The 15495-nt window shown below is 50.6% G+C and carries 14 protein-coding genes; 2 read left to right on the top strand and 12 right to left on the bottom strand.

The features are described from left to right. Positions 1–26: 26 nt before the first annotated feature. From mutL to gatC, 7 genes are all read right to left on the bottom strand, one after another. A complete protein-coding gene (gene mutL, locus G6R30_RS04500; protein ID WP_213821893.1) occupies positions 27–2192 on the bottom strand; it encodes a DNA mismatch repair endonuclease MutL in 2166 nt (721 codons plus the stop codon). Further along, a complete protein-coding gene (mutS, locus tag G6R30_RS04505) occupies positions 2185–4932 on the bottom strand; it encodes a DNA mismatch repair protein MutS (protein WP_213821895.1) in 2748 nt (915 codons plus the stop codon). The genes mutL and mutS overlap by 8 nt, the downstream gene beginning before the upstream one ends. Before the next feature lie 90 nt (positions 4933–5022). Further along, a complete protein-coding gene (gene rlmD / locus G6R30_RS04510; protein ID WP_213821897.1) occupies positions 5023–6414 on the bottom strand; it encodes a 23S rRNA (uracil(1939)-C(5))-methyltransferase RlmD in 1392 nt (463 codons plus the stop codon). A 63-nt stretch (positions 6415–6477) separates the two neighbouring features. Then, positions 6478–7557, bottom strand: coding sequence for a diacylglycerol kinase family lipid kinase (locus G6R30_RS04515; protein ID WP_213821899.1), 1080 nt, complete (start codon positions 7555–7557; stop codon positions 6478–6480). Positions 7558–7742: 185 nt separating this feature from the next. Next, entirely contained in the window at positions 7743–9194 is a 1452-nt protein-coding gene (gene gatB / locus G6R30_RS04520; protein ID WP_213821901.1) for an Asp-tRNA(Asn)/Glu-tRNA(Gln) amidotransferase subunit GatB, read from the bottom strand. 12 nt (positions 9195–9206) lie between these two features. After that, positions 9207–10673, bottom strand: coding sequence for an Asp-tRNA(Asn)/Glu-tRNA(Gln) amidotransferase subunit GatA (gatA, locus tag G6R30_RS04525; RefSeq protein WP_213821903.1), 1467 nt, complete (start codon positions 10671–10673; stop codon positions 9207–9209). Next, the gene (gene gatC, locus G6R30_RS04530; protein WP_213821905.1) at positions 10673–10981 is read right to left on the bottom strand and encodes an Asp-tRNA(Asn)/Glu-tRNA(Gln) amidotransferase subunit GatC; all 309 of its coding nucleotides are present in this window, start codon (positions 10979–10981) and stop codon (positions 10673–10675) included. Before gatC ends, gatA begins: the two co-directional genes overlap by 1 nt. A gap of 224 nt (positions 10982–11205) precedes the next feature. On the opposite strand from gatC, the gene rpsO reads away from it, so the two are divergent. Both rpsO and rpsT read left to right on the top strand, forming a co-directional pair. Next, positions 11206–11475, top strand: a complete 270-nt coding sequence (gene rpsO, locus G6R30_RS04535) for a 30S ribosomal protein S15 (protein WP_091501309.1) — start codon at positions 11206–11208, stop codon at positions 11473–11475. 46 nt (positions 11476–11521) lie between these two features. Continuing rightward, complete coding sequence (gene rpsT / locus G6R30_RS04540) at positions 11522–11773, top strand: 30S ribosomal protein S20 (protein ID WP_213792373.1); 252 nt, start codon at positions 11522–11524, stop codon at positions 11771–11773. Between the two features lie 57 nt (positions 11774–11830). On the opposite strand, the gene G6R30_RS04545 is transcribed toward rpsT, so the two are convergent. The 5 genes from G6R30_RS04545 to G6R30_RS04565 form a co-directional block, all read right to left on the bottom strand. Next, positions 11831–12118: a type II toxin-antitoxin system YafQ family toxin gene (locus G6R30_RS04545; RefSeq protein WP_213821907.1), complete on the bottom strand. Its 288-nt coding sequence runs from the start codon at positions 12116–12118 to the stop codon at positions 11831–11833. Next, positions 12102–12356, bottom strand: coding sequence for a type II toxin-antitoxin system antitoxin, RelB/DinJ family (locus tag G6R30_RS04550; protein WP_213821909.1), 255 nt, complete (start codon positions 12354–12356; stop codon positions 12102–12104). Before G6R30_RS04550 ends, G6R30_RS04545 begins: the two co-directional genes overlap by 17 nt. A 122-nt stretch (positions 12357–12478) precedes the next feature. Next, positions 12479–13141, bottom strand: coding sequence for a hypothetical protein (locus tag G6R30_RS04555; protein WP_213821911.1), 663 nt, complete (start codon positions 13139–13141; stop codon positions 12479–12481). A 174-nt stretch (positions 13142–13315) separates the two neighbouring features. Then, positions 13316–13738, bottom strand: coding sequence for a GtrA family protein (locus G6R30_RS04560; protein ID WP_213821913.1), 423 nt, complete (start codon positions 13736–13738; stop codon positions 13316–13318). 73 nt (positions 13739–13811) lie between these two features. Next, positions 13812–15197, bottom strand: a complete 1386-nt coding sequence (locus G6R30_RS04565; RefSeq protein ID WP_213821915.1) for a glycoside hydrolase family 68 protein — start codon at positions 15195–15197, stop codon at positions 13812–13814. Positions 15198–15495: the final 298 nt, after the last annotated feature.

The following is a 15495-nucleotide window of genomic DNA, read 5'->3' on the forward strand; positions in this document are numbered from 1 at the left end:
GAAGAGTCCTCCTTTCGTCGATTTTTTTAGAATGGATGGGTGTCGTAGTTCTGCCAGGACTCGTGGGAATCCTGAATTCGCTTAAACATCCGCTCCATTTCAGTAAGGGTAAAGGCGGTCAAAACGGGCCGGCCGTGCGGACAGTTGTAGGGGTTTTCGGCCTTGGCCAAATTGGCCAGTAAAGTCCGCGCTTCGGCGTCCGAAATGTGCCAATTGGCCTTGATGGCCCGCTTACATGACATCATGATCGCCGCCTTTTCCCGAAAGGCCGCTATGGTCAATTCTTCACCCGAAAGCACCCAGTCAATCATTTCTTTGACGGTATCGGCCAGCTGATCGGCCTTCATCCAAGTCGGGTGCTCGTACAAAGCAATCGTGTTGGGGCCAAATTCCTCGAGCGCCAGGCCGACTTCCAAGAGCACCTCGCGGTGGTCCATGATTTTCAAGACATCGGCGGTCGAATAGGTCAAAGTCAGCGGCTGCAAGAGCACTTGCTGGTTGCCCGACACCTCACCAACCTGCTTGCGGTAGAACTCGTAGTTCAACCGTTCCTGGGCCGCGTGTTGGTCAATCAAATAGAGCTTGTCCTTGTCTTGGGCAAAGAGAAAGGTTCCGTGCATCTGGCCGATGTAATCCAAATTGGGAAAGCCCTTGGGATTGTCGTCTGTTGCCTGCTCATCGACGTCCAAGTCCAGGTTTTCCACCCGAACTTTTTTCTTTTCTTCAACAAAAGCCTGTTTGTGACTGCTTAAAAGTGCCGGCTCATCATCCTCAGCAACAGAATCGTCCGAGGCGCTATGGTCGTTCACGTGGTAATCCACCAGGGGTTCGGCCACTTGATCGAACTCAACCCGGCCCGCTTCAGCCCTCCGCTCTTCTTCATTCAAAACGGTCGAAGACTTTGCTGAAGCAATCGCTGCAAAGGGATCGAGATAGGCCTCGTCTTGATAGCGGGTCTTGAAAGCCAAAACGGCCGCATCTTGCAGATAGGCCAAATCAGTGAGCTGAATGACAGCCTGTTCGTTGACCTTGATGGCGGGCATAGTCCCCAACTTCACCGCGCGCTGGGCTTGGTTCAAGAAAGCGGTCTTTGCCGCGTTAGCCGCTTGCTGACTCGCCTTTGGACTTTGCGTTCTTTCCAATCCTGGATGGGCCAGTTCATCTTCTTTTTGACCCAGGTTCTCCAAGGCGTCTGGAATCAGGTTTTCTTCAGCCAGACGTTCCGCGATGACTTTGGTCAACAGGTCCGTCAACTCACCCTGTTCAGACAGGCGAATTTCGGCCTTTTGCGGGTGGACGTTGACATCAACTAAGAGTGGGTCCAATTCGATGGAAACCGCCCCGATTGGAAAACGGCCGACCATCAACTTGGAACCGTAGCCCTTGATAATGGCGTTTGAAACCGAAAAGTTCTTCACGAATCGGTGGTTGACCAAAACGGCCAAATAGGACCGTGAGGCCCGCGTCTGCTCCGGCAAAGTCAGGTAGCCAGACACCTTGAAGTGTTCCGACTGTCCGGCAAAGTCGACCATCTTCTCGGCCGTTTTCCGGTCGTAGATGGCCGCCAAAACCTGGCGCAAGTCGCCGTTTCCGGCCGTCTTCACCAAAGTCTTGCCGTTGTGGGTCAAAGTCAGCGCCCGCTCCGGATGAGCCAGGGCCAAGTGGTTGACCACGTCCACAATTAATGACAGTTCGGTCTGCGGCTTCTTTAAGTACTTTAAACGAGCCGGTGTATTGTAAAAAAGGTTGCGCACCGAAACGATGGTGCCTAAGCGGCCGGCCGCCGGATTCTCCTGAATCACTTGGCCACCCTTGACCTGGTAGGTAAAGCCGTTTTCAGCTTCCTTGGTCCTGGTTTGCAAAGTCACGTCGGCCACCGAGGCAATCGATGGCAGGGCTTCACCACGGAAGCCCAAGGTCATGACTTTGAACAGGTCGTGACGGTTTTCAATTTTAGAAGTGGCGTGGCGAACGAAGGCCAGTGGCACCTGGTCTTCTTCAATGCCATCGCCGTTGTCGATGACTTTAATCAGGTCCAGACCAGCGTTGTCAACGACCACGTCGACCTGGTGGGCGTTTGCATCAATGGCGTTTTCCACCAACTCTTTGACGACCGAGGCCGGCCGTTCAATCACCTCACCGGCCGCAATCTGGTTGGCCAGCAAGTCCGATAGTTCGTGAATCTTAGCCATGCTGCTCCCCCATTTCCTGCAACTTATAAAGCAGGTTGAGCGCGTCCAGCGGCGTCAACTTATTCAGGTTGGTTTCCTGTAACTTCGCCAAAACGGCACTTTCCGCTTCAGAAGGAACCGCCTTGCTTGGCCTGCTTTCGGTCACTTCAAAGAGCGGCAGGTCTTGGGCAAAGCCACTTGGCTGAGTAAAGGTCGCGGCCGGAGTCTTCGGCGAGACAGCCTGATCCGCAGCATCCGCATTTGGCTCTGCTGAACCAGCCGCTTCCGCCGCCCTCTTCACGGTTTCTTCGACTTCGACCTGACCAGCCCCTTCCCTTTCCAAAGCCGCCAAAATCTTTTCGGCGTTTTGCAGGAGTGGACCAGGCAGACCGGCCAAGGCCGCCACCTGAATTCCATAGGAACGGTCGGCCGCACCGGGTTGCACCTGGTGCAAGAAGTGGAGCCGGCCGTCTTCTGATAGCTTGGCCCCGACGTGCACGTTTTCAATGGCCGGGTAGGCTTCCGCCAGGGCCGTTAATTCGTGATAGTGGGTGGCAAAGACGGTCGTAGCGTGCAAATGCTTGGCCAGGAATTCAATGATGGCCTGAGCCAGCGCCATGCCGTCGTAAGTGGCCGTTCCCCGGCCCAACTCGTCAAAGAGAATCAAGGACTGGGCCGTCGCGTTTTGCAAGGCCAAGTTGGCTTCGGCCATTTCAACCATGAAAGTCGAGCGACCAGCCACCAAGTCATCGTTGGCCCCGATTCGAGTAAAGATTTGATCAAAGATTGGCAGTTCGGCCGCTTCAGCCGGCACAAAGGAACCCATCTGGGCCAAGATGACGATGATCGCCAACTGACGCATGTAGGTCGACTTTCCCGCCATGTTCGGTCCGGTAACCAATTGGATAAACTGGTCCTGTGGGAAAGTCACGCCGTTTGCCACGTATTCCCCAGCCGGTAAGAGTGATTCGACCACTGGGTGGCGGCCCTGGACAATGTTAACCGCCCGGTTCCCATCCTCATGGAAACTTGGTCGAACAAAGTGCCGTTCCTCGGCCACGTCGGCCAGAGCGGCCAAGACATCGACCTTGGCCAAGTCGTGGGCCAGGCCCTGCAGGCGGTGCATTTCGGCCTTGACCTGTCGGCGAATTTCCAAGAAGAGCTCGTATTCCCGGTCGTAGCGCTTGGTTTGCGCAGCAAAGATCAGGTCCTCGTGCTCCTTCAGTTCAGCGGTTGTAAAGCGCTCAGCGTTGGTCAGGGTCTGCTTACGGGTGTAGCGGCCCTCTTCAAGCTTTGCCAAGTTGGCCTTAGTCACCTCGATAAAGTAGCCAAAGTTCTTGTTGTACTTGACCTTTAGGGTTGGAATGCCAGTTGCTTGTCGTTCTTCTTCCTGGTAATTGGCCAGCCAGTCCTGGTTATCGGTCAAGGCCTGCTTGTAGGAATCAACCAGGTCGTCGTAGCCTTCTTTGATCAGCTCGCCATCGCGGACTGAAACGGGCGGATCATCCACCAGAGCGGCTTCGATTACCTCGGCCAAATCTGAAACGGGATCCAGGCCGCCCCCCAGCTCCTGCAAAATGGGATCGGAGGAGGTTCCGGTCAAGGCACTCTGCAGCGCCGGTACGGCCTGCAGCGACTTTTTCAGCTGAACCATGTCCTTAGCGTTCAAAGTACCCAGGGCAGCCTTTGCGGCCAGTCGTTCCAAATCGTAAACGTACTTCAGCTGGTCTTGAACCGTTCCCCGGGTGAAAAAGTCGGCCGTCAAAGCAGCCAAAACGTCCTGACGGGCCTTGATGTCCTTGCGGTTCTTCAGGGGCTTAATCAGCCACTGCTTTAGCAAGCGGCCACCCATGGCTGTCTTGGTTTCGTCCAAAAGGGCAAAGAGCGAACCGGCTTTTTGCTTGGTCCGGGCATTTTGGACCAAATCCAAGTTGACCCGGGTCACCTGGTTGAAGACCAGGTAGGCCTGCCGTTCATAGGCCTGCACGGGCATGATGTGGTCCAGGGAACGCTTCTGCGTATCAAAGAGGTACTGGAGCAGAAGCGAGGTCACGGCCTGGCCCAGGGCGTCTTTCAAGTCCTTGGTCAGATAAGTCAGCGTGGCCGAAGGCTGGGCCGGCCCCTGGAAGGAAACCACCAGGCCCTTTTCACCAACCAGGCTGGCCACGTCAGCGGCCTTCAGGTCGTCTTGCTTGGCCAAGACGACTTCCTTGACTTCCAAAGCCCCCAATTCATCGAGGACTTCCTCTGCCGATTCCAAAAAAGTCGCCTTGAGTTCACCGGTTGATAAATCGATGTAGGCCAAAGCGTAAGGACGGGGGGCCTCCCCCTTCTTAGCCGGTGCCATACCAGCATTGTCATGGACAACGGCGGCCAGGAAGTTGTTGGTCTTGCCATCCCCGTTTTGCCCGGCCAACTTGGTTCCGGGCGTGATCAGCTGAACGACGTCTCGCTTGACCATCCCCTTGGCAGTGGCTGGATCTTCCATCTGTTCGACAATGGCGACTTTGTAGCCGGCATCGACTAGGATGTCGATGTAGTTCGAGGCGGCGTGATAGGGAATGCCGGCCATGGGTACGGGGTTTTCGGAATTCTTGTTGCGCGAGGTCAGCGTCAACTCAAGAATCTTGGCCCCCTTAATGGCGTCCTCCTCAAAGAGTTCGTAAAAGTCCCCCAAGCGGTAAAACAAGAAGGCGTCGGGATAGAGGTCTTTGATCTGATGGTATTGCACCATCATTGGTGTGTCGGTTGCTTTGGCCACAGTGGTCCCTCCTTTTGGTCAATCAATATGTACAAAAATCACTAAAGAATCTAATATTACAGATTCTTAGCAACTTTTTTATTCACTTTCTTACTTTGCCCGCACCAGCTTCACCACCGCTTCCACGTGCATGGTCTGTGGGAACTGGTCAACGGGCTGCACACGACCGTCCACTTCATAGCCCTGCTCGATCAAATCCTTGACGTCACGAGCCAAAGTGGCCGGGTTACAGGAGACGTAGACCAGGCGGTCGGGCTTCATCACCCCAACGGCCTCGATAAAGTCCTTGGTCAAGCCCTTACGGGGTGGATCAACGAAGACGACGTCGGCCGTCTTGCCTTCGCTGGCCCACTGGTGCATCTGCTCTGGAGCATCCGCCACGACAAAGTCGGCGTTCCAGATGCCGTTTAGCTTGGCGTTCTTCTTGGCGTCTTCAATGGCCGGTTCGACCACTTCGACACCGAGCACCTTGTTGACACTGTCGGCCACCGTCAAGGCGATCGTTCCGATTCCACAGTAGGCATCGATAACCGTGTCGGTTGGCTTCAAATCAGCCAAGTCCTTGGCCAGGCTGTAGAGCTTGGCCGTCGTTTCCGGGTTGACCTGGTAGAAGGAGTTCGGTCCAATCAGATAGGCCTTGCCGAGCAGCTGGTCTTCAATCTCAGGCTGCCCCCACAGCAGGTGGTTCTCTTGGCCCATAATGACGTTAGTCTGCTTGGCGTTCACGTTCTGGACCAAGGAAACCATCTTTGGCAGACGTTCCCGTAAGGCGGCCACAATGGCCTCCTTTTCAGGCAGGCGTTCCTTGGCCGTTACCAAGACGACCATCAGTTGGCCGGTCGCCTTTCCGTAGCGGGCCATGACGTGGCGAACCAAGCCCTTCCCCGTCTCTTCGTCATAGGCCGAAAGGCCCAAATCTTGGAGAACGTCACGGGTAACGCGAATGGCTTCATCGACGTTTTCGTCTTGAATGTAGAAGGAATCGGTTGGAATCAGCTTGTGGGAACCACGACGGTAAAAGCCGGTTTCCAAGCGGCCGTTGACCATCTGCGTTGGTACCTGGGCCTTGTTGCGGTAGTGGGTTGGGTCATCCATCCCCAAGGTTGGTGCAACCGCCACCCGCAGCTGAGCCTTCTTGAAGAGTTCGCGAACCTGTCGCTGCTTCCAGGCTAGCTGGGCTGGATAGGACAGGTTGGCCATTGGGGCAATCCCGGTTGTCAGCGCCAGCTTATCTTGCAATTCGACACGGTCGGGGGAGACTTTGACGATTTCTTGAATGCGGGCAAAGCCGTAGTTCTTCAAAACCTTGGTCACCGTCAGTAAGACTTTTTCACCGGGTAGAGCATTGGCGACAAAGAGTGGAAAGCCTTCCACCTTGGCCACACCCATCCCCTGGTAGGTCAAATCAATAATGTCAGCCTCGACCCGGTCGTTCTTTTTGACCGGCGCCTTCTGCTTGTATACGCGATTGGCTTTTGCCATGTGTGTTCGCCTTTCATCTTCTCAATAACGCAAAAGTGGCCGCACCAGGTGCCGCCAGTCTGCTTACTTATCGGCCTTATCAGCCGTTTCTTCGGACAGGTCATCGTGACCGCCCGTTGCTTCTAATTTTTCAACTTGTTCGACGAATTGCTCTTGAATCTTGGTCGTCGTGTCATCGGTCTTCATGGCTTCAATGTTGGCCACGAATTCGATGTGCTGCTTCAGGTTTTCAAAAGTCATCGGTGCATCGCCACCGTACTCCCCGTCCAAGTTCACCTTGATCGGATCACCGTTGGTTGGCTCAATTTCCACCTTGGCCGTCTTCTTGTAAATCAAGTTCGGGTTGTGGATGTGGGCCCCGCCCTTCAAGACTTGGGCGGCCAACTGGGCAATCTGCCAGAGGTTGGACTTTTTCACGATGAGAAGGGTGAACATCCCGTCGTCAAGCTTAGCGTCGGGTACGATGGTTTCAAAGCCGGCAACCGAGTTGGTCAGGGCCAGGAAGATCATCGAAATATCGCCCTCGTATTCCCCATCGTCAAAAGTCACCTTGGCCGACACCGGCTTCAAGCGGGTCAGCAGTTCGGCACCCTTGACCAAGTAGGCCAAGTAGCCATAGAGGGACTTCATGGCCGATGGCACCGCGTAGGTCAGTTCAGACAAAGTCCCCAGGGCCGCGATGTTCATGAAGTAGCGGACCGGTTGCTTTTCCAAAGCCGAGCCTTCCTTGCCGACTTCTGCGGGCGAAAAGGCTTGGATTTGACCGATGTCCATCTTGATGCTCTGGTTCTTCAAAATGACCTTAGCGGCTTCCAATGGATCATCGCGGGAGACCTTCAAGGCCCGAGCGTAATCGTTGGTCGTACCAGCCGGGATGATGGCCATCTTTGGTCGCTTGGCCAAGGGGGCAATCCCGTTGACGACTTCGTTGATGGTCCCGTCACCACCGGCAGCGACAATCAGGTCAAAGCCAGCCAGGGCCGCCCGAGTCGCTTCCTTTTGTGCCGACAAGGGTTCCGGTGTCGTTGCAAAAGTCGACGTTTCGTAGCCAGCCTGTTCATAAACGTTTAAAATGCCAAGCATTTCCCGCTTAACCATCTCACGACCGGAACTTGGGTTATAAATAATTCGTGCACGTTTCATCTTGCTCACCAAAGGCGATTCGGTCCTCTTAAAAGGCCAACCACGCCCTTTCCTCCTAAATCTATGTACGGAAAACCAGCGCGATTTTCCATTTTAACAATTGCATGGGTCAAAAAGCAGCAATCCGAAAAAAAAGGCAAAGCCTTCTTCAGCCCGCAGCCGCAGGTCTCAACCACCAACAACCTTTAACGCTTGTTCAATTCTTCCAACAAAAGCTTGTTCAAGACACCTGGGTTGGCTTGTCCCTTGGACTTCTTCATCAACTGTCCGATCAAGAATCCAGTGGCACGGTCCTTTCCACCCTTAAAGTCTTCAATTGACTGTGGGTTGGCATCTAAGACCTCTGTAATCCATGGCAGGAGCGTGGCGGGATCGGAAATCTGCACCAGCCCCTTGGCCTTGGCATAGGCCTCCGGTTCTTCACCTTCCATGATGGCTTCGAAGACTTTTTTGGCCTGCTTGGTTGAAATGGTACCGTCTTCGACCAGCTTGACCAAACCAGCCAGGTTGTCCGGCGTCAGCTTCGTCTCCTGCAACTCAACCTGAGTCTTGTTCAAGTAGGCGTTAACATCACCAATCAAGTAGTTGGCTGCACGCTTAGCAGCTGGCTTTGAGTTAGCACCAGCAGCAACCGTGTTGTCAAAGAAGTTCGACATAGCCAAGGTCTGCGTCAACACTTCGGCATCGTACGGTTCCAAGCCGAGTTCGTCGACGTAGTCCTTTTGACGGTCGGTTGCTGACTTTGGCAAGTCCGCGGCCACCCGGTCAATCCAGGCCTGGTCGATGCGAACCGGTGACAGATCAGGTTCTGGGAAGTAACGGTAATCGTCGGCCGTTTCCTTAACACGCATCAAAATCGTTGACTTGGTTGGTTCGTCGTAGCGGCGGGTTTCCTGACGGACTTGGCCACCGGCACGAATCAACTTGGCCTGGCGCTTTTCTTCAAAGGCCAAGGCTGCTTCAACGTAACGGAAGGAAGAAACGTTCTTCATTTCGACACGGGTCCCGTATTCCTTGGATCCATGCGGACGCAAGGAAACGTTAACGTCGGCACGCATCTGCCCTTCCTGCATCTTGGCTTCGGAAACACCGGTAAAGAGAATCACACGGCGCAGCTGTTCCAAGTAGGCGTAGGCTTCTTCGGGAGAGGCCAAGTCTGGCTTGGAAACAATTTCGACCAGGGGTGTTCCCTGACGGTTCAAATCGACGTAGGAATAGCCGTCAGTCCCGTGGGTGTTCTTTCCGGCATCTTCTTCGACGTGGAGCTCTTCGATTCCGATTCGCTTCACGTTTCCGTCTGGCATCGTCACGTCCAAATAACCGTTACGAGCCAGTGGTGTCTGGTTCATCGTCGTCTGGTAGGACTTGGGGTTATCCGGGTAAACGTAGTTCTTCCGGTCCCAGCGAATTTCTTCGGTGATGTCGGCGTGTAGGGCCATGGCAACGCGCATCCCGTAGTCCAAGGCACCCTTGTTGGCCACTGGCAGAACACCAGGGTAGGCCCAGTCAATCACGTTGGTGTTTTCGTTTGGTGAGTCCCCGTAGTGGACTGGGGATGGTGAGAGCAGCTTGGAATTCGTCTGCATCTCAACGTGGACTTCGAGTCCAATCACTGTTTCAAAATTTTCATTTCCCATCAGCTGGCCTCCTTAGAAATCCGCCCCGATTGCGGGGATGTTGTCAGTAAAGTTGTTTTCCTGTTCAAAGGCGTAGGCCAACTGGTAAATCGTCTGCTCGTCAAAGGCCTTTCCAATGATCTGCAAACCGATTGGCAAGCCACCGTTAAAGCCGGCGTTAACCGACATGGCGGGCAAACCAGCCAGGTTGACTGGAATCGTCAAGACATCGCCCATGTACATGGCCTTTGGATCGTCAATTTCAGCACCCATCTTGTAGGCCTGGGTTGGCGTCGTTGGCGCCACAATCAAATCGTATTCTTCAAAGACTTTGTTAAAGTCCTCAATGATCAAAGTACGAATCTGCGCGGCCTTCTTAAAGAAGGCGTCATAAGCACCAGCGGAAAGTGAATAAGTTCCCAACATAATCCGTCGCTTAACTTCGGCACCGAAGCCTTCGGAACGTGTTTCCTTGTAAACTTCTTCCAGGCTCTTGGCTTCCGGAGCGCGGTAGCCATAACGAATGCCGTCATAACGCTGCAAGTTTGAAGAAGCTTCGGATGACATCAGCACGTAGTAAGCGGCCACACCGTATTGCGTGTGTGGCAAGGATACCTCGGAAACTTCGGCACCCAAGGCCTCCAACTGTGCGATGGCCGCGTTGACTTGGGCCTTAACTTCAGCAGAGATTCCCTCTTCGAAGTATTCCTTTGGCACGGCGACTTTCATCCCCTGAATGGACTGGCCCATTTTCTCGGTAAAGTCCGGCACGGCCACTTCGGCAGAGGTCGAGTCTCGGTCATCAAAACCGGCAATGGCGTTCAACACCAGAGCATTGTCACGCACCGTACGAGTCAAGGGACCAATTTGGTCCAACGAAGAAGCCATGGCAAAGAGACCAAAACGAGACACGCGACCATAGGTTGGCTTCATGCCGGCCAAACCATTAAAGGCGGCTGGCTGACGAATCGACCCACCGGTATCGGAACCAAGGGAATAGGCCACCTGACCAGCAGCCACTGCGGCGGCCGAACCACCCGATGAACCACCGGGCACGCGGGAAAGGTCCCAGGCGTTTTTTGTCTGCTTGTAAGCGGACGTTTCAGAAGAACCACCCATGGCAAACTCATCCATGTTGGCCTTTCCAACGATGACCGCCCCGGCGCCCTTCAACTTTTTGGTAACCGTGGCATCGTAAACGGGCTTAAAACCGGCCAAAATCTTTGAAGCCCCAGTCGTTTCCAGGCCTTCAGTGGCAATGTTGTCCTTGATGGCCATCGGAATACCGGCCAAGAGGTTGTCAAAGTCGCCCTCTTCATCGGCAATCCGGGCGGCTTCCATGGCGGCTTCTTCGTGCAGGCGCACAAAGGCTTCCAATTCGCCATCCGACTGCTTGATGTTTTCAAGCGTGTCTTCCGTCAGTTGCGTGGCCGTAATGTCACCGGCCTGCAAGGCGGCGTGAATGTCTTCCAGTGAGTGTTCGAAGTAGTTATAAGTCATTAGGCTTCTTCCCCTCCCTGCAAAATGGCCGGTACCTTAATTAGGTCCGCGGCTTCTTCCGGCGCCTGCTTCAGCAAGGCCTTCTTTTCGTGCCAGTTATCCGCCTTGTCTTCGCGTAAGTGGTTGACGTTTTGGGTTACGGAATAAGTTGGTTCAACTCCGGTCGTATCGACTTCGGCCATCTTGTCGACGAGAGAAACGATGTCTTGGAGCTGACTTGTGAAGGCGTTCAGTTCCTCTTCTTCAAAAGTCAACTTGGCCAAGTCGGCGACGTGGGCGACTTCTTCTTTGGAAATTGATGTTGCCATGTATTCACCTGCATGGCAGGCCCCAAGGGCGCTACCACGGCTTTCCTTTCAAGATTAATTACTGTTCTATTTTACCATTAAACGGACCTTTCTGCCCCTTGATTTTCTAGGAAAAGTCCGTATAATTAAGACTGTTGTCAAAACAACTGACCAAATTCTTAGATTAACGTCTCACCGTCGTTTTTCTCAGACTTTGGCGACATTATAGAAAGGTGGAAATGATTATGGCCCTTACACAAGAACGTAAGAACGAAATCATGAAAGAATATGCCCGCCATGAAGGCGATACTGGTTCAGTGGAAGTTCAAGTTGCAGTTTTGACTGCCGACATCAACGAATTGAACGCCCACATGGAAATGCACAAGCATGATTTTCACTCACAACGTGGTCTTTTGAAGAAGATCGGTCGTCGTCGTAACTTGCTCCGTTACCTCCGTGGTACGGATGTTCCTCGTTACCGTGAATTGATCAAGCGCTTAGGTTTGCGTCGTTAAGCTACTGCTTTTCAAAAACCAGCATCAAATTTAAGGAGACAGACATATGCCGATTATTGAATCATCTATTCAACGCGTACGCTTGACTAAGAAGCAACACGATCGCAACGAACCACAGCGTTCCGCTTACCGCACTGCCGTTAAGCGCTTCGTCAAGGCTGCTAAGGCCGGTTCAGACGATACTGCTGAATTGTACAAGCAAGTTTCTTCTGCTATCGATCGCGCCTACTCAAAGGGCTTGATCAAGAAGAACAAGGCTTCACGTCAAAAGTCACGTTTGGCTAAGTACGTAAAGTAATTCAGATTAAATGAATAACCCCCTCACCTAACCGGGTCGAGGGGGTTTTTGTTTGCCTTAAAAAAGATTGGTGTGACTACCGGTTTCAATGAATTCTACATAATCACCGTTATAGCGGTACACCAAAACCCAATCGAGTTTAATATGCAAGGCCCGGTCTGTTTCACGATTTGTCAACTGGTGGTCTTCATACGATTCAGGAATGGGTAACCCTCGAAGAAGAATTTCGTTAATTCGTTCAAAATCACTTTTCTTATATCGTCCGCCCTTCATCATCTTCCGAAATTGTTTTTTAAAGCCATTAACAGAACGCGCTTGAAACTGATAGTCATTCATCTTCGTCATTGTATAAGTACTCCAAAAAATCTTCAGGATTCTCAAAAGTCACGTAATCACGACTCGCCAAGGCTTTCTTCAACCGTTCATTGGGCTCTTCAACCTGAAAGGGCATTTTCCCAACATCCAAGGTCTTAATGACGAAGTTTTGCATGGCATCCTGGGCCGTCATTCCCAGCCGCTGACAGAGCCGTTCAAAAGACACTTTATCTCGGCTATCTAACTCAACTTGAATTTCTGTGGTCATGGTTTTCTCCTTTTATTTGAATTTTCTACCGTCATCATAGCAGGTTCAAATCACCGCTACAATAGCGCTAATCGATCTTATACAAAAAGGGACCAATCGTCTGATTGGTCCCTTTCTTATCATTAACTAACTAACTTAAAGTTCATCTTTTGAATCGTTGCCCGACCGCCGTTAGCGTTCACACAAGTCAACACGTCAGCAATCGACGCCCGGTACTGACTGGCATCGCTCTTACTAAAGGAAAGCGGCTTCTTCTGCGCCTCCGTGTCATTACTCGTCATCGCATAGCGGTAGTAGGCAGTCGTATTGCCACCACTCGTCGCCGTCACTGCAAAAGTCGGCACAGAATCCGACTGACGCGTCATCGTGATACCCTTAGCCGACTGCAAAGCCTTCCAGGAAGCATCACCATTCAGCATGCCATACAAGGCAATCATCCGATAAGCCAAGTCGTCACTTGAACGGAAGTCGTCTTCAGTCAGCGTATTGGACTGGCTACTGCTCGATGACGAACCATTCCCTGCTGACTGACTGCCCTTTGCACCAGAGGACGAGTCACTAGAACTCGAAGCAGCCCCTGAAGTAGCACTAGCGGTCCCACCATTCTCATTGACAGCGTTATCCTTCCAGGACGTATCCTTCGTTGTTGGCAGCGCCGTACTCGAAGAAGAGGTCTTGCTCCGGTCGTTCTGATCGCTCAAATTTTTGCTTGCGACCGCCACAGCGCCCGCTCCCAATATCGCCGTTGCGATAATTGTTACCAGTAATTTATTCTGCTTAATCACACTGGTCGATCTCCTAAAAAATGGGTATTGATTGGAGACATTGCATCCCCGCTCTTTTCACTGCCTATATTATAATTATTTCACTAAGATTGCAATGAGATATCGATAACTTTTTCAAACTTTTCCCAAAATTTCCATAAATAAAAATGATAACCCGCAGGTTACCATTTCCTCTTATTCGCCTTCCAGCTTCTTAAAGATAAAAAGCTTACTCAAGGCATAGTTCGACACAATCACAAAAATGTTTTGAATGCCGTTCCAAATCAAATCGTTTTGGTGCAAAATCTGCACACCGAAGGCCAGAATCAACCAACCAATAACGCCCGTCACAATTCGAGCCAAGTAGAACTGCCAAATCTCCCGGAAGAGTCCAGCAAAGTCACGAACCTCTGACTTAAACACCCAGATTCGGTTGGTCAAATAGGCAAAGAGCACAGCCAAGAACCAGGAAGCCACATAGGCCAAACTATAATCCCAATGCATCACTGCCGAAAAGAGCGAATAAGTCACAACGGAAACAACAAAAGTTGCTCCCCCAAAGAAGAGATACAAAATGGTCTCTTCATACTTCTTATACAAATCAATTAAATTCTTCATGATAGTCCTCATCAAATTAAGATACATTCACTAGCATACCCGATGAGGGCATAAGAAACAATTAGTTCTTGATTTAATCCGCCAACTTCTGTGGGTGAGCAGAGAAATACTTTTTATTATCCGTCAGGACACCCTGTCCAAGTACCTTATTATTAATCATGGTGGTTTTATCACCATCAATCTTCAGCAAATAACTTGGTGCGAAGGTACTATTCTTTTCAAAGGAAGTCACAACAAAACGATTATTTTTATTATCACCATTAGGCAGGACCAAGTAAGAGTAGGTGAAACTCTTCGGATTCGCTCCTTCACCTTGGCCAGCAATTACAAGACCATTCCCATTCAGAGGCTCATAAGTACCGTTAATACCATCCTTAGAGCTGAAACCAAGCAAGTATGAATTCTTCGTAATCGCTTCATTATCAGTCGCCATATGGAATCCCCAAGTAGATGTAAAGACATACCAGCGACCAGCATGCTTAAACAGATTAATCCGTTCTAGTTCATCGTTTGTCGCATTCCCGGTAACCATGGGCTGCATAACCTTTTTAACAGAAAAGTCCTTATTCAACTCGAGTTTTCCAATTGCCCCATTGGCAAAGTATGTTTTTTCATACTCAGAAGAATTTGGATTAGACGTTAAACGCTTTGATTCCTTTTCAAAGTATGAGGAAGAACCATAATAACTTTTATTCGTAAAGTTGTTCTTTCCTTGGTAATTGTACTTAGGACCAGTGTTTCCTTCGAATGCAAGGTAATACTTGTCGCCATCACGAACGAAATGTGGATCACGCAGAGTCAAATCATCGCTGAAGTACTTCCCCTTGCCTTCACCCTGACTAGCAGTCTGATAAATTTCACCGTCACCTGAAAAGACTGTTTTCCGGTCCGTTGTCTTAGTATGATCGATTGTTAAACCACTTGACCATTTTTTACCATCCATTGGGTTAACCGTAATTTGAGCGGTTGTTAACACCTGTGCCGAAACACCATTTAAAACATAGGCATTAGCATAAAAGAAGCGCAGCGTATTATCCTTAGGGTTCATCATCACGGTCGAACCTGACCATTCACCACGGCTATTCTGCAAATACTGGTCATAATCTTGGTCAGAAACACCCTCTAGTTTCGAATTAAAGACATAGCCAACAAATTGCCAGGTGCTTAAATCATCTTGCTTCGCATCATTTTTCTGCATAAACAAGCCCATCTTAGTCGGGGCACCAGAATAACGTCCATTTTTTGCCGTCAAACCAACAACCAAACGATACCCATGGTAATTAGCTACAACACCATCTGGATCTGTCACTGGCCAAGAATCCCAAACATCCATCCGAACCTTCTGTCCGGTCGTTGCATCATACACCTTCGCACCAGGAATATCCTTTTGCAAAGATTCATGATCGATGGTCGGTGCAAGATACTTTTTATTTGACAATAATTCAGGAATGTTATTCATACTTAGTCGATTAAAGTGAGTAACTTTTCCCACTTTCTTCGTTATATCAGTATTTCGGACTGATTTTTGTTGTATATTCAACCTAATTAAGTTGAATATAATACTAACCAAAATTAAAAGGCAGAAAACTTTTATTATTTTTTGTTTCATTTTTTATAATTCTCAATAAGTTGCAACTGAACAAGAAATTTTTTAAATTTTAATTAGGGACATTAGTAAAAAAATTCAAAAAATTTTCAATAGAATTTACTAATATCTCATTTGAAAAAATTTTGAATTTTTACTTGATTTTAAATTA

Origin of the sequence: Fructobacillus parabroussonetiae, assembly GCF_018437265.1 — a bacterium.
Lineage (GTDB): Bacteria > Bacillota > Bacilli > Lactobacillales > Lactobacillaceae > Fructobacillus > Fructobacillus parabroussonetiae.

Bases quoted from the DNA above. Each gene is read 5' to 3' on its own strand.
- G6R30_RS04545 (WP_213821907.1), bottom strand. From the start codon at position 12,118: ATGACGAAGATGAATGACTATCAGTTTCAAGCGCGTTCTGTTAATGGC.
- G6R30_RS04550 (WP_213821909.1), bottom strand. From the start codon at position 12,356: ATGACCACAGAAATTCAAGTTGAGTTAGATAGCCGAGATAAAGTGTCT.
- gatC (WP_213821905.1), bottom strand. From the start codon at position 10,981: ATGGCAACATCAATTTCCAAAGAAGAAGTCGCCCACGTCGCCGACTTG.
- rpsO (WP_091501309.1), top strand. From the start codon at position 11,206: ATGGCCCTTACACAAGAACGTAAGAACGAAATCATGAAAGAATATGCC.
- gatA (WP_213821903.1), bottom strand. From the start codon at position 10,673: ATGACTTATAACTACTTCGAACACTCACTGGAAGACATTCACGCCGCC.
- gatB (WP_213821901.1), bottom strand. From the start codon at position 9,194: ATGGGAAATGAAAATTTTGAAACAGTGATTGGACTCGAAGTCCACGTT.
- G6R30_RS04515 (WP_213821899.1), bottom strand. From the start codon at position 7,557: ATGAAACGTGCACGAATTATTTATAACCCAAGTTCCGGTCGTGAGATG.
- rpsT (WP_213792373.1), top strand. From the start codon at position 11,522: ATGCCGATTATTGAATCATCTATTCAACGCGTACGCTTGACTAAGAAG.
- G6R30_RS04560 (WP_213821913.1), bottom strand. From the start codon at position 13,738: ATGAAGAATTTAATTGATTTGTATAAGAAGTATGAAGAGACCATTTTG.
- G6R30_RS04565 (WP_213821915.1), bottom strand. From the start codon at position 15,197: ATGAATAACATTCCTGAATTATTGTCAAATAAAAAGTATCTTGCACCG.
- mutL (WP_213821893.1), bottom strand. From the start codon at position 2,192: ATGGCTAAGATTCACGAACTATCGGACTTGCTGGCCAACCAGATTGCG.
- rlmD (WP_213821897.1), bottom strand. From the start codon at position 6,414: ATGGCAAAAGCCAATCGCGTATACAAGCAGAAGGCGCCGGTCAAAAAG.